Source organism: Desulfurellaceae bacterium (assembly GCA_021296095.1).
In the GTDB taxonomy this organism is placed as follows: domain Bacteria; phylum Desulfobacterota; class Binatia; order Bin18; family Bin18; genus JAAXHF01.
In genome coordinates this window covers 12322-26069 of record JAGWBB010000076.1, presented here as the reverse complement: position 1 = coordinate 26069, position 13748 = coordinate 12322, and the positions used below count along the sequence as shown (strand labels likewise).

Genomic DNA, 13748 nt, shown 5'->3' with positions numbered 1-13748 from the left:
TCGGCCGCCCCTTGTAGCCGATGTGCTGGGCCACGTTGGTCGTCGAAAACCCAAACGCACCCGCCGCCACCGCTTCTTTAATCATGGCTTTGATTTGGGCCCGTTCCTCTGGTGTGGCCACCCGCTCCATCGACTCCTCGCCCATCACCCAGTGGCGGAACGGCGTCAGGGCGGCCATGAAGCCGATATTGATCCCGCTGCCGCGCTTTTGGGCCGCGTCCATATACTCGGGGAAGGTCGTCCAGTCCCAGGTCACGCCCTTGCCCAGCACCTCGAACGGGATCGCCTCCACGTTGACCAGATCCCAGGCCGCAATCTCCTGGTTCTCCGGCCTGCACGGCGCCAGCCCCACCCCGCAGTTGCCCATCCCCAGGCTCGTCACCCCGTGCCACGACGACGAGGTGATCAGCGGGTCCCAGCAGATCTGGGCGTCATAATGGGTGTGCGGATCGACAAAGCCCGGCGCCACAATCAGGTCGGCGGCGTCAATGACCTTTTTCGCTCCGTCACGAATTTTGCCGATAGCGGCAATCTTGCCATCGGCCACGGCCACGTCGGCCTGATAGCGCTCGGCCCCGGTCCCATCGACCACGGTCCCGTTTTTAATGAGCAGATCGTACGACATGCGGACCCCTCCTTTTTGCTAAATCACACCTTCTTCGACCAGTGCATCGCGTTCCGCCTGACTCAGCTGGAGCAGCTCGCCATACACATAGTCGCTGTCTTCACCGTAACACGGCGCCGCCCGTTCGGTCGGGCCACCCTGGTTGACCGTCGCCGTCGCAAAGTGGAACGGCACATCTTTGACCGGCCAGGTTCCAATCTCGCTATGCGGCAGCGGAATGAGCCACTCGAGGTGCCGCAGCTGCGGGTCGCGTTCAATCCGGTCCTGGGCGGTCTGACATACCCCCGCAGGTACGCCGGCCCGCTGCAAGTCTTGCTGTAAAGCAAACGGATCTTTGTCTGTGGTCCAGTCCGTCACCAGCCGGTCGAGAGCATCCTGGTTGATGATGCGGGCGGCCAGAGAGTCAAAACGGGCGTCCCGGGTCCAGTCCGGCTGACCCATCACCCGCACCAGGGCACGCCACTCTTCGTCGCTGGTGACAGCGATGGCTATCCAGCGGTCGTCCCCCTGACAGCGATAGGCGCCGTGCGGGGCCGCCGGGGTGTTGGGCGAGCGGTTGCCGGTGCGCTGCGACGGGCGTTTGTTGATCAGCGCGTCGAGCAGGGCCGTTCCGGTCATATAGATGCCCGGCTCGACCTGGGAGCAGTCGATATACTGGCCTTTGCCGGTCCGCTTCTTGTAGTAAATCGCACACAGCATGGTCAGCGCGCAGTAGTAGGCGCCGCTCCAGTCCATGTATGAATAGCCCCAGCCGGCAGGCGGATGCGGGGACGGCAGGCCCGACTGTTCGGTCAGCCCGCTGACAGCCTGGGCAATCGGACCGTAGGAGGCAAATTTGACGTAGGGGCCCTTGTAGCCCCAGCCCGGCTGCTGGATGTAGATGATGTCCGGCTTGATCTCTTTCAGCTGTTCATAGCCGAGTCCCCATTTGCGCATGGTCTCGGCCGTGAAGGCTTCAACAACCACATCGCTGACGGCCACGATGCGCTTGAACAGCTCGCGTCCCTTGGGATGACCCATGTTGAGGCTCAGGCCCTTTTTGCCGGCGTTGATATCGTTGAAATACCCGCCCCGGTTGACGCTCTGGACGCTGTCTTTGCTGAGGCTGCTGAGTTCCATGGCCCCGGCCTGGGCGTGTTCGTCCTTCTTGGTCGGGGCAAACGGGGGCATGTAGCGCAGAAAATCGAGCCGCTCGCGCCACTCAACACGCAGGATTTCCGCCCCCAGGCTGGCCAGCAGACGCGGGCCGCCGGCACCGGCCAACAGCCAGGTCAGATCGGCCACACGTACGCCTTCTAAGGGTCTCACCGTTTGTTCCCTTCGTCCTTAAATGATCTTGCCTAAATAATCTTGCGTTCCCGCAAGCGCGCCATCTCGTCCGCGTCGAGCCCAAGCTGCCCGGCATACACCTCGTCATTGTGCTCGCCGATCAGCGGCGCGCGCGGGCCGGTTCGCCACTCGACCTCGTGGGGCAGCATGGGGGCACCGATGTAGGTCAGGCTCTCGTCCAGCTCGGGATGGTCCACCTCACAGAAGGTTTTGCGCATTTGCCACTGCCGGTCGTCGAGATTCTCCTCGGGTTTCCGAATCGGCGACCACGGAATACCGAGCGACTGGGCGTCGCGCCAGATCTCCTCCATGTCGAACGCCGCCACACAGCCGGCCTGCACCTCGGCAAAATGCGTGGCAAAGGCGCGGCCGCGGCGGTCCGCGGCATCCTGATACGCCTCGCTCTTCAGGTCGGCGGCTTGGCCCTTGCTGTCCAGAAAATCGACCAGGGTTTCGTAGCCGCCCGGAAACGGGTTGGGCAGAATGATGGAGTAGCGTCCGTCTTGGGTCGGGAACTGGACATCCGGGCCAACAGCCGGCTGGGCGTGGCGACCGGTCTGGCGGTAACACGCGGTCTGATTATAGATCCAGTTCGGCACGTCGATCTCGGTGCACACGCTCACCGCCTGATGGACCGCCATCTCGATCATGTCCCCATTGCCGTGCGTTTCACGACCGATCAGGGCACCGACAATGGCGATGAAGGTCTGGTTGCCGGTGATGTGGTAGGCGTGCCACATCTGGGGCGCGATGGGGGGCGTGTCATAGCTGCCGTCCGCCTTGGGATCGTAGCCACAACACATCATCGGTCCGCCCAGCGCCAGGTGGACCAGATCGTTGGCCTTGTAGTCGCGCCACGGACCGCTGCGGCCAAACGGGGTGATGCAGGCGTAGATCAGGCGAGGGTTGAGCTGCTGGAGGGCGTCCCAATCCAGGCCCAGCTTCTCCAGCGTGTCGAGCGGCAGAGCGTCAAGCAGCACATCACACTCGGCGATCAGCTTTTTGAGCAGCGCGGTGCCCTCGGGGGCGTGAATGTCGAGCGTAACGCCACGCTTGCCGAAGTTGTAATGCCAGAAGTACAGGCTCCGTTCGGGATCGTCCTCATCGTGATAAAAGGGACCCAGCGAGCGGGTCGCGTTTCCGCCCGGAGGTTCGACCTTCAGCACCTCGGCGCCGGCCCCGGCCAGCAGCTTTCCACAAAACTCACCCTTCTCATCGGCGAGTTCCAGGACTTTCACATCAAACAGGAATCCAGGCATCGTTGTTCCAGCTTGCTCGCCCCACGCGGCCTACATCAGCGAGGTGCCCGCCGACTCTCCCGCATAATTGGCAAACGGCACGGTCTGGGCTCGCGCGGTCGGCTCGGTGATGACATTCAGCAGCGCCGGTCGGCCGCTTTCCATTTCCTTGACCGCCCGGTCTATGGCCGGACGGATGTCCTGGGGATGCTCGACCAGTTCGCCGTAGGCGCCCAGCCCCTGGGCGACGATGTCGTAGCGCGTATGGCCCAATTCACGGCCCGGCACATGGATGTCGGCGCGAGCCGTCCAGCCGCCATTATTGCTGACCAGAACCAGGACCGGCAGCTCGTGCCGCACCGCAGTATCCAACTCCATCAGGTTTAGGCCCAGCGAGCCGTCGCCGTGCAGAACTACCACCATACGATCCGGGGCGGCGGCTTTGGCGCCCACTCCAAAGGGCAGGCCCACGCCCATGCAGCCGTTGGGGCCGGGGTTGATGCGCGCCCCGGGCGTGAAGGACGGAATCGACTGCCGGGACATGTTCATGATCTCATGACCGTCGACGGCCAGAATCCCGTCCCGGGGGATAAAATCCCGAATTTCCCTGCACAAACGCAGGGGATGGGTCGGGCTTTGGTCGGAGTTCAGCAGCGGGCTCATCTTCTCGCGGTTCTCGCGGTCCTTGGCCCCCAGCTGCTGCACCCAGGCCGACTCGCCAAACGACAGCCGTTCCTCGGCCGCCTGGGTCAGCTGCTCAAAGACCGCCTTGGCGTCCCCGGCAATGCCCAGGTCCACACTCCGCACCCGGCCGATCTCCTCATGGTTGACATCGACCTGGATGAACTTGGCATCGGGAGAGAAACGCGGCGCCTTGCCCTGGCCGATGACAAAGTTGAAGCGGGTGCCCACCACCAGGACGACATCGGCGTTCTTAAAGGCAAAAGACCGGGCGCCGAGCATCGACTGGGGATGATCGTCGGGGACCACGCCGCGTCCCTGGGGCGTGGTAAAAAACGGAATACCGGTGGTTTCGACAAAGCGGCGCATGTGCTCGCCAGCCCCAGACCAGAAGATCCCGCTGCCCGTCACCAGCAGCGGATTCTTGGCCGCAGCCAGCATGTCTACCGCACGTTCGATGGACGGGTTATCGGCCGACGGCACCGACCGGTCCTGGATGGCGGGCAGCGGCCAGGCTTTGTCCTCGTCCACCTTCTGGACCAGCATATCCCCCGGCATGTCCAGATAGACCGGTCCCGGCTGGCCCTGACGCGCCCGGACCATGGCCATATGGACATACTCCTTGGCCCGGCTGGCGGTATGCACCCGGGCCGCCCATTTGCAGATGGGCTTGAAGATGGACAGCTGGTCGAACTCCTGGAAATCGCCCGTGTCGTAGTAGGCCACGGCCGAAGAGCCGCCGAGTCCGAGGACCGGACACGCGTCAAGATAGGCGTTCGAGATACCCGTCAACAGATTCGCCGCGCCAGGCCCGCCCGCGCCCATGCACACCCCGACCTTGCCCGTCACCCGCGAGTAGGCGTGGGCGGCCATGGCTGCGGCCTGCTCGTGCCGACAATCGATCAGCCGAATCCCGAGCTTTTCGGCGTGCATGGATAACACGATATTGGGACCGCCCATGATGTAGAAGACCGTATCCACGCCCTCCTGGTGGAGTCCCTCGGCCATCAGTTGACTGCCATCTAGCTGTGCCATGTGTGTCTCCTGTGTCCCCCTGGTGAGCCCTCCCCTCCTTGTCTTTCCTGGGGCTCCCCAAACTGTGGTTTCGTGCGTGACAGCAGCGTGCTCACGTCACACGTCGGCGGGTCTTGCCACGCCCACCGGGCGGACACGACCCCGTCTACGGAAAGACCCTCCGCAGGCTCTGGGCGAATCCATTGACCTTTCCGTCCAGCGTTCGGATCTCGTTGACTGCGGCGCTATCGCTCTCCAAGATTCCCAAAGCCAGCTTCAGCAGCATCTGAAAGTAGTTCTCAACCTTTGGAAAACGCTTCAGGGCCCAGTGCCGCACCGCCCACGACTGGGCGAGGACGAGCAAACAGTGCGCCTTCAGGTCAACGTCACCGGCCGGAAACGCCTTTTTCTCCACACCATAGGCGATAATTTCCTCGAGCAGACTCTGGATACGCTCTTCTCCCGCCAGCAGACGCCTGCGTTCGGCGCCGGTCAGCGACTTCATCTCCTGATAGCCCAGGACCACATCGCGGCGCAGTTCGTCAATGAGGCGCACATAGCGTTCATAGGCCAGCAGGAACAGCTGCTTGGGGTCGACGCCCTGTTCCTTGAGCCGCTCATACTCCGCCCGCTGCTCGCGCAGAACGACCTCCGTCCGTTCCTGATTATGCGAGAACAGGAAAAACAGAATCTGTTCTTTGCTGGTGAAGTAGTTAAAGACAGAGCCGACGCTCAGGCCCGCCTTCTGGGCAATTTCTCGAACGCTGGTGTTATGGTAACCGTTACTCAAGAAGAGGGCTGCCGCTGCGGAGGCGATGCGTTCCTTGCCTTCGAGCAGGCGCTTCTCGTCTGTCACCTGGGAGGTTTGGCGTCGTTTTTTCCGCAGGACCTGGCCTTTCACTCGCGCGTTCCTTTCGGGCTGAACCAAGCGTGTGCTGAGTGAGTGTTCATTCCAAAATCTCATACGTCAGACACGCGCCGTTTGTCAAGGAGACACCCGGCACGGGCTACTGTTCGGCCGCCTGCTCCTGCACGTAGCGCGCGATCTGCTCGTGGGTGGCAAACCACACGCCCGGCTTGCTCTTCATGTAGGTAATCAGCCGCTCCAGCATCTGCATCCGATAGCGATGGCCAATGACCTGGGGATGGGTGACCAGCATGTACAGGCTGCCCTCTTCATACGCGCCGTCGAACTCGGCGGCCCAGATTGAATACACCTCGTCAGCGGTGCGTAAGCCGACGTGCTGGCTGCTCCAGCTGAGCTGAAAATACGGCCAGTCATCCAGAATCCACTCGACCGGCAGCTCAATCAGCCCGGACTCCTGGCCGTCAGACAGCAGGCTGTAGGGCCGGTCGTCGGCCATCATGCTGCTGTCGTATAAAAAGCCCATGTCTTTGACGATCTTAATCGTCGCCGGGGTGAGATCCCAGGCCGCAGACCGAAAGCCGACCGGCCGCTTGCCCACTGTCTGGACAAAAATGTCCATGGCCCGGGCATACACCTCGCGTTCCTGGTCTTCGTTCAGACTCAGGGGGCTTTCATGGATGTAGGAGTGAAAGCCGATCTCGTGCTGGGGACGATCCAGGATGGTCTGGACTGCCGCCGGGTGCAGGACCATGGTTGCCGCCGGGATAAAAAACGTGCCCGGAATGTCGTGCTTGTCGAGCAGCTTCAGGATACGCGGCAGCCCGGCCCGGGCTCCATACTCGCCGCGCGACATATACGACGGACTGCGGTTGCCCTGAAAGCCGAGCCAGACCGGCTCGGTGTCAAAGTCAAACGAGATACTGACCGCCACCTTGGCGCCCTCGGGCCACTGCTCGGGGGTGAGATCGCGGCCGCTGCGGACCGTCTTCACATGCTCTTTCATCTCCTCCGGCGTCCACTGCCAGAGCGGTTTGTCCTGCTGGGCAGCGGCGGTCACCCAGCAGACACCACAACTCACCAGTACCAGAACGATCTTCATCCAATTTGACCAGCGCATGACATCTTCTCCTGTCGTCTAGAGAGGGTTGCCTCTTGAGGCTGACATTGGGGGCGTGGGAAAGGAGTGTTCGGTTCGGAAAAGCCCACTATGGCGATTATGAAGACCAGCCCGGGTATGTTCCCCTCACCCTAACCCTCTCCCTCCGGGGGAGAGGGAACAGGAGGCCGGCAGGAAGGATGAGCGGAGCGGAATCCGACACTCCGCTCGGGATGCGCTGGCCGCTACGAGCGGGCGAAAATCTGGACGATGTTGCCCGCCGGATCGACCGCCGTGAAATACTGGCCGTGCCCGCCCATATCAACGATATCGTTCACCTCGACCCCGTTCTGGGTCAGCTTGTCCCGCATTTCTCCCAGGTCATCGACCTCCAACACTACCGTACCCCCGCCACCCGGCGGTACGGTGCCTTCGCTGGGGTCGGCCAGGGCAACGGCCACGCCATTCACGTCAAACTGCGTCCAGCGGTCGCCATCCCGAAATTTGATGTTCAAGCCCAGGATGTCCTGGTAGAAGCCGACCGCCTTGTCCATGTCCTTGACCACGTAATATGCGCTGGAAAATTTCTTGACTGCCATGTTCGCCTGCCTCCTCTGAGATGCTTGGGTGCTCAGCTATCAACTTTTTCTCTGTCGCGCAAACACAGACGACCGCTAGCCGCCCGGCCGGTTTTCGACTACAATCCGCGCCGCCTATGCCGGAACTGCCAGAAGTCGAAACCATTGCCCGCAAACTGCGCCAGGGCCAGGCGGTCGAGCCGGGCTTCCCGCCCTACCCGACTCCGCTCGGCCGCACGGTCACGGCCGTATGGCTGGACTGGCCGCGCGCTGCCCGGCCGTCGGCCGACGCGCTGATCCACACCCTGCCCGGCCATCGTATCGACTCGATCAGCCGCCGCGGCAAGTATCTGATCTTTGGTCTGCGTTCTCCGGCCTCTGCACGCCATCTACTCATCCATCTGAAAATGAGCGGCCGCCTGCACGTCCTCGACGCCGACTTTCCGCGCGAAAAACACGTACATTTCGCCTTCAGCCTGGACAACGGCTATGAGCTGCGCTTCAACGACGCGCGTAAATTCGGCCGGGTCTACCTGGTTGACGACCTCGACGAAGTCACCGGTCACCTCGGCCCCGAGCCGCTGGAAGAAACCTTCACACTCAAGGCCTTACGGAGCCTGCTGGACAAGAAATCCGGCGGCCTCAAGACCCTGCTGCTCGACCAGTCGTTTATCGCCGGGATCGGCAATATCTACGCCGACGAAGCCCTGTGGCGGGCCAGGATTCACCCCTTGCGCCGCGCCAACACCCTGCACGACGCAGAAATCGCCTCGCTGCGCCGGGCCATTCGGGCCGCCCTCAGAGACGGCCTCAAACACGGCGGCGCGGCCATTGACTGGGTTTACCCGGAGGGCCGGTATCAGGACCACTTCCGGGTCTACGGCCAAGTCGATAAGCCGTGTCGCCGCTGTAAAACCAGGATCGAGCGGATTCTCGTCGGCCAGCGCAGCACCCACTTCTGTCCCACCTGCCAGTTGCCCGATGCCAAGCATTATTCTTGAAACTCGAAGATGCACTCCTCGTTCTCTACGATTCTCCGCAGCCCACGGCTGCCTGAACGCGCCACGCCGTCAAGGAGCGGAGTCGAAGGACATTTCTGACACCCTCACCCTAGCCCTCTCCCAGGGGGAGAGGGAACTCGAAACGGCTCTTCCGGTTCCCGGCGCTGGTAGGGCCGGTTCTGACGCTGGTGCCGCACGCCGTACAGGCCGACCCGGTCGGTCAGATTCAAGACAAGCGGCATCAGGTCTCTGCCATACACCTGGCCGAGGCTGCCCTGGAACGCCACCCGTTCATGAAACCGGGCAAGCTGATCCGCTAACACGTTCGGTCCGCCCGCAATCAACAGAGGCACAGCCTCGCCCGAATGGATGAGAGGCCCATGGCTGGGAGTGGCATGATCGCCAGTCACCACAACGAGCAGGTCCTGGTCGTGTTCAAGCCGCCGCACCAGCGGTCCTAAGGCCGAATCAAGCTCGCCAATCGCGTGCTTCTTCTCCAACGGGTCTTTGCGATGGGCGGCCCGGTCCGGGCCCTTGGTGTGGACGTGAACGAACTCGTAGCCGCGGCGAAACAGGTCATCCGCGGTCTGTAGCTTGTCCTGAAAATCCCGTAACAGGCTCGCATGACGCGCGACCCTGACCGGGGTCATGCCGCACACCCGCGCAATGCCGGTGTACAGCGGATAGTTCTCGACGCTGGCCGCCCGCAGGCCGTTGTGTTCCACAAACGGAGCGACCTGGGGCTTGGTCGCGGCCCACTTGGTCAACACGAAGTTAATCGCCGGCTGTCGGTTGCGGCGGCGCTGGTGGTTGAGCGGATGCGCCTCCAGGCGCGCGTGTACCCAGCCCAGGTAGGCGTTCAAGGCGTCCGCGGTCCGCCGGGCGTTGTCCTGGTCGGGGTCTTCGGCCAAGGGCAGGGCTCGGGCCACAGCAGCGCCATCGACAAACGGATCAACATCGGACACGGAGCGGCTGGGATTCCCGGTCAGGCTCAGGATTCCCTCGCACCGCCCGCAGTCGCGCAGGGCAAAGCGGATGCCGTGGCTCTCATACGCGGCAACGGCCGCGCTCAGCACCCCACAGTCGTTTTCGTCCTTTGCCTGGTGCTGCTCCCACAGGAGCGCATCGCGGTAGACCACACCGTCCCGAACCGTTATGGCGGCAAAACTGGCCAGGAGAATGACCGATCCCGCCCGGACCTCAATCCCCCGGCCAATGGCCTCAAAGGCGGCCCGTCCCGGGAACTGTTCGAGCGGATAGCCAAACAGCAGGAAGTGGGAGGTCTCGCTCTCCAGGGGAATTCCGGGGGCAAGCGGGATGAGCTGGCCGTTCACACCTAGCCGAGCCAGGCGGTCGAGGTGGGGAGTGTGGGCGGATTCGAGCGGGGTTTTTCCGCCCAGCACGGCCTGGGGTCGGTCGGCAAGGCCGTCAAGAACGATGAACAGGACGGGGATGGACGCGTGAGCCTGCGGCATACGGGTGACCTGACCGGGGCGCACACCCCTACTCTTCTTCCGCCTGCCGCAGTCTGTGCTCGGCGTGTATCGCCTCTAAGACCACGGCAACTGCGGGCGGCACGCAGGCTTCCCAGTTCTGGCCCGTCCTGAGCTTGCGGCGCACCTGGCTGCCGCTCACCCGTTTTGCCGCGCCCGCGTTCAGGACTTCCACCCTCCAGCCGTCGGCCTGGAAGCGCTGGAGTTTTTCGCTGCCCCAGTCGGAAAACAGCCGGACATACTGCACCGCTTCGGGCGGACAGTAGGATCGCCAGCGCTCGGGATGATGAATCGGAAAGGGCACGACAGAGCAGCGCGTCGGCACTACTCCGGCCTCGACCAGGGCGGCGCGCACCATCCACTGACGCTCAAAAAAGCTGAACGGATTGGCCCCCGGTCGGTGGCGCTGGGGATCTGTGGGTTCTACGACACATGTCGATGGATCGGGGTTGGTAATGCCGACGATCAGATGCGAACAGCGGGACAGGGCGGCCAGGGCGTACTCCAGATGGCCCGCGTGAAACGGCTGAAACCGGCCGTGAATCATGCCGTAGCGCGCGGTCATTCTTGCTCGCCTGGCCTGAAACCGAGCCCTAGTCTTCCAGAGGAATAATCAGCGATTTGCGCGGCCGGCCGTTCACCGCCCGGCTGATATGACCCTGACCGGTCGTATCTTCGGCCAGCAGGATTTCTCCGCCGCCCAGGATCCGCGTTGTGCCGTCGCCAATCTCGATTTCCACCTCTCCCTCAAGCGTGACCACATACTGGCGGCGGGGCGCGTTGTGCCAGCTGAAGTTGTAGTCACCCGAGTTTTCGCGGAAGATGACCCCCTTGGCCGGCACCAGTGGCGACATGGTGCCGCCCTGTCCGCCGTCTTTCAGCTCGACCTCAACATCCTCAAAATGGGACTGATTATCCGCGCCGGTATAAATACGTGTGACTTTCATGGCTGCTCCTTCCTGTTTATTTGGGGGCCAACACATCGAGGGCTTTGCGCGTCGCCACCAGACGGTCCTCGTTGACCGGACTGACGGCCAGCACCGGCATCCCGGCCCCGGCCTCATGGAACGCGGCCAGCTGTTCCCGACACATGCTCGGCGGACCATACACACACACCTGCTCAACCATCCGGTCCGACACCAGGGCGGCGGCGGCTTTGCGGTCTCTACTTTGCCAGGCCTGTTGCAGGGCGTTGACCTCATCGACAAACCCACACCGTCGCCACTGCAGCCGATAAAAGGGCAGCTGGGCGAAAAAGGCCAGATTGTAGCGGGCCGCAGAGCGCGCCTGCTCAAGATCCTCAGAGATAAAGGTCGGAATGCTGACAATGCAGTCGAGTTGCTCGGGATCTTTGCCAACGCGCCGGGCGGCGGCCTTGGCCGCCTCGAGCAGGGTCGTCAGATACGTTCGGGCGGGCAGGAAAGGCATGATGCCGTCGGCCTCTTCGCCGCCGACCGCAGCGGTCTCGGCCGTCACCGAGGCGACATACACCGGCACGGAATGCTGGGACGCGCGAGGCCGAAAAAATGCGCCGACCGACTCGCCCGCCAGCGCCTTCTTGAGCGTCTGGACGTAGGAGCGCATATAGGCTCGGGGCTGATCCATCTTCATCCCCAGCGACTCGATCAGCGGCCGATGGCTCACCCCCAGCCCTAACACTAGACGGCCGTCGGACAGCTCGGCAATCGTCCAGGCCGTCATGGCCGCCAGAAAGGGATGGCGAAAATAGATATTGGCGATATTGGTCCCGACCTGTATCCGGGAGGTCGCCAGCGCAATTGCCTCGGCACACGCCAGGGCGTCGCCGCGTCCCTCGTTGACCAACAGGGCGCTGAAGCCGCGGTCTTCGGCCCGCTTGCCCAGCTCGACAAACTCCTTTGGCGGGGCTTCGGTTGCCGTGGACAACACCACCCCCAGACGAAACTCGGCCATAGCGTCTCCTTTCCTATCCTGTCGGGCGCGCGGCCCCGGCCTACGGCGTTCCCTCCTCCATGACGGGCGGTGCATCTTCTTCGTCAACACGCACCGCCTGCGCCTCCAACTCGTAGGTCAGGGCCGCCGGCAGGCCGGTATCGACCACGATGAGCTTGCCGCGCTCTCCAATGTACTGATACCGGCCGGGCTGCGGTCGCAGCAACCAGCTGAGCAGGCACAGCACGAGCAGGCCGATCAAACCAAACATCTGCCAGGTCAAAATTCTGAGGTAGCGTTCTACTGTTCTGAGACTGAGGCCCGAGTCGCTCAACTCGGCCCGTGCGCTTTTGGACGCCATTCCTCCTCCTTCATGGGCGGGTATCGCCTCTGTATAAAAGGTCTGGCAAGAATTCTCAACTCAGCTGCCCACTCCGCTCCGGCCAGAGGAGCACGCACAGCCCATCCCCGCCCACCGCCGGCTTTCGGCGTATTGTCTTTTCTCGTGTTGTGTGGTTGTGTATGAGCCCTTCTCCCAGCGTCAGCCAGCTCGGCCATCGGGCAAGACGCACAAGGTAGGGCGAGACATGAGCATTCAGGTGAGGCACGGACGGGCGCACGACCCGAAGCAGCACGACCATAGGACCGCGAAAAAGAACGCGGTGCGTCGCACGGTCTGGCAGCTACTGGGCGATCAGCAGGTCAGCCGCTTTCCCGGTGCCGCAAACCGGATCCCGAATTTTATTGGCGCCGAGACGGCGGCTCAGCTGCTGCAAGAGCTGACGGTGTGGCGCAAGGCGCGGGTGATCAAGATCAATGCCGACGCGCCCCAGCTGCCGGTACGCCGGGCGGCGCTGGCCGACGGTAAGATCCTGTACCTGTCCGTTCCTCGGCTCAAATCGGAAAAATGTTTTGTCGAACTCGACCCTCAGCGGCTCGGCAGCCGCTGTCTGCTGGTCAACAGCCTGCGTGGCGCCCTGAAATACGGACGTCTGCTCGCCCCGCGTGAGATGCACCACATTGATGTCGTCGTGTGTGGCTCGGTTGCGGCTGGTCGCGACGGCGCACGGCTCGGCGTGGGGGGTGGGTTTGCCGACCTGGAATACGCCCTGCTGCGCGAAGAGGGCCGGGTGCGGGAGCTGACGCCGATCATCAGCACCATCCATCCGCTCCAGCTTGTGCTGTCCAAAATCCCGATGCTGCCCCACGACGTACCGGTCGATTTCATTGTCACGCCCACGGATGTCATAGCTACCCGCTCCATCTATCCCCGGCCGCGCGGCATTTACTGGGATTTGCTGCGGACAACGAATCTCAACGCGATTCCGATTCTGCGCAGGCGCCAGGGAAATACCGGCACCCGCCAGGGGTAGCTCCGACCGGACGACCCGGCCCGAGACGCCCCAGCCTCGGGCATATCAGCCACTTCTTCAGATACCGAACGGCCAGTACCAGCCTTACGGCTCCGTCGGAGCGATCGTGAAGTTCTGTGCGCCCTGCTGCCAGATGAGCCGGACATCGGTCCCTGCGGCGGGGAAGTTCAGGACTGCCGCCTCACCCATCACCCCTTGGACAAACTCTTCGCCCAGGGTCGTCACGGTGAACGTCGCCCGCCCGAACTCCACCCCGTCGGCCACGGCCCGGATGGTGTGAACGCCATCGCCCAGCAGATTCCAGTTGAACAGTAGCCCGAAGCCGTTGTTGATATCGCCACACCGCGCCTGGGTATCCACCCGCGAGGTCCCATACGAGGCCTGCAATGCCTGCCCGTCGAGCTCAATCGTAACTTCGTCGGCTTCACACACCCAGCCGCAGATCACGCCGATGCCACTCTGGAACGAATTCGGGGCGGGAGTCTCCAACTCACCGACCGGCCCGCCCGTCGTCTGACCGCCGTCGCCAGTGTCACGACCG

General features: G+C 63.0%; 15 protein-coding genes. 2 read left to right on the top strand and 13 right to left on the bottom strand.

From position 1 onward, the window contains the following. The 7 genes from J4F42_17005 to J4F42_16975 form a co-directional block, all read right to left on the bottom strand. Window positions 1-625 (bottom strand): amidohydrolase family protein (locus tag J4F42_17005; protein ID MCE2487217.1); only part of this gene is annotated, 625 nt, incomplete at its 3' end. An 18-nt stretch (window positions 626-643) separates the two neighbouring features. After that, a complete protein-coding gene (locus J4F42_17000; protein ID MCE2487216.1) occupies window positions 644-1909 on the bottom strand; it encodes a CoA transferase in 1266 nt (421 codons plus the stop codon). A 56-nt stretch (window positions 1910-1965) separates the two neighbouring features. After that, a complete protein-coding gene (locus tag J4F42_16995) occupies window positions 1966-3213 on the bottom strand; it encodes a CoA transferase (GenBank protein MCE2487215.1) in 1248 nt (415 codons plus the stop codon). Between the two features lie 30 nt (window positions 3214-3243). Next, window positions 3244-4908 carry a thiamine pyrophosphate-binding protein gene (locus J4F42_16990; protein ID MCE2487214.1) on the bottom strand — a complete coding sequence of 555 codons (1665 nt, stop codon included), beginning with the start codon at window positions 4906-4908 and terminating at the stop codon, window positions 3244-3246. Between the two features lie 145 nt (window positions 4909-5053). Next, window positions 5054-5788, bottom strand: coding sequence for a TetR/AcrR family transcriptional regulator (locus tag J4F42_16985; protein ID MCE2487213.1), 735 nt, complete (start codon window positions 5786-5788; stop codon window positions 5054-5056). A gap of 106 nt (window positions 5789-5894) precedes the next feature. Continuing rightward, window positions 5895-6872, bottom strand: coding sequence for a polysaccharide deacetylase (locus J4F42_16980; protein ID MCE2487212.1), 978 nt, complete (start codon window positions 6870-6872; stop codon window positions 5895-5897). Between the two features lie 224 nt (window positions 6873-7096). Further along, window positions 7097-7450: a VOC family protein gene (locus J4F42_16975; GenBank protein MCE2487211.1), complete on the bottom strand. Its 354-nt coding sequence runs from the start codon at window positions 7448-7450 to the stop codon at window positions 7097-7099. A gap of 116 nt (window positions 7451-7566) precedes the next feature. Between J4F42_16975 and mutM the strand changes: the two genes are divergently transcribed. Continuing rightward, window positions 7567-8430, top strand: coding sequence for a bifunctional DNA-formamidopyrimidine glycosylase/DNA-(apurinic or apyrimidinic site) lyase (gene mutM, locus J4F42_16970; GenBank protein ID MCE2487210.1), 864 nt, complete (start codon window positions 7567-7569; stop codon window positions 8428-8430). Between the two features lie 104 nt (window positions 8431-8534). On the opposite strand, the gene J4F42_16965 is transcribed toward mutM, so the two are convergent. From J4F42_16965 to J4F42_16945, 5 genes are read right to left on the bottom strand one after another with little or no spacing between them, the layout of a single operon-like run. Continuing rightward, complete coding sequence (locus J4F42_16965) at window positions 8535-9905, bottom strand: hypothetical protein (protein ID MCE2487209.1); 1371 nt, start codon at window positions 9903-9905, stop codon at window positions 8535-8537. Between the two features lie 28 nt (window positions 9906-9933). After that, entirely contained in the window at window positions 9934-10488 is a 555-nt protein-coding gene (locus J4F42_16960; GenBank protein ID MCE2487208.1) for an adenylyltransferase/cytidyltransferase family protein, read from the bottom strand. A gap of 28 nt (window positions 10489-10516) precedes the next feature. Continuing rightward, entirely contained in the window at window positions 10517-10870 is a 354-nt protein-coding gene (locus tag J4F42_16955) for a hypothetical protein (GenBank protein MCE2487207.1), read from the bottom strand. 16 nt (window positions 10871-10886) lie between these two features. Then, the gene (locus J4F42_16950) at window positions 10887-11855 is read right to left on the bottom strand and encodes an LLM class flavin-dependent oxidoreductase (GenBank protein MCE2487206.1); all 969 of its coding nucleotides are present in this window, start codon (window positions 11853-11855) and stop codon (window positions 10887-10889) included. A gap of 40 nt (window positions 11856-11895) precedes the next feature. Beyond that, window positions 11896-12195 carry a hypothetical protein gene (locus J4F42_16945; protein ID MCE2487205.1) on the bottom strand — a complete coding sequence of 100 codons (300 nt, stop codon included), beginning with the start codon at window positions 12193-12195 and terminating at the stop codon, window positions 11896-11898. 226 nt (window positions 12196-12421) lie between these two features. Between J4F42_16945 and J4F42_16940 the strand changes: the two genes are divergently transcribed. After that, entirely contained in the window at window positions 12422-13207 is a 786-nt protein-coding gene (locus tag J4F42_16940; protein MCE2487204.1) for a hypothetical protein, read from the top strand. 84 nt (window positions 13208-13291) lie between these two features. Here J4F42_16940 and J4F42_16935 read toward each other — a convergent pair. Next, window positions 13292-13748: hypothetical protein (locus J4F42_16935; GenBank protein ID MCE2487203.1), on the bottom strand; the 457-nt coding region annotated here is incomplete at its 5' end.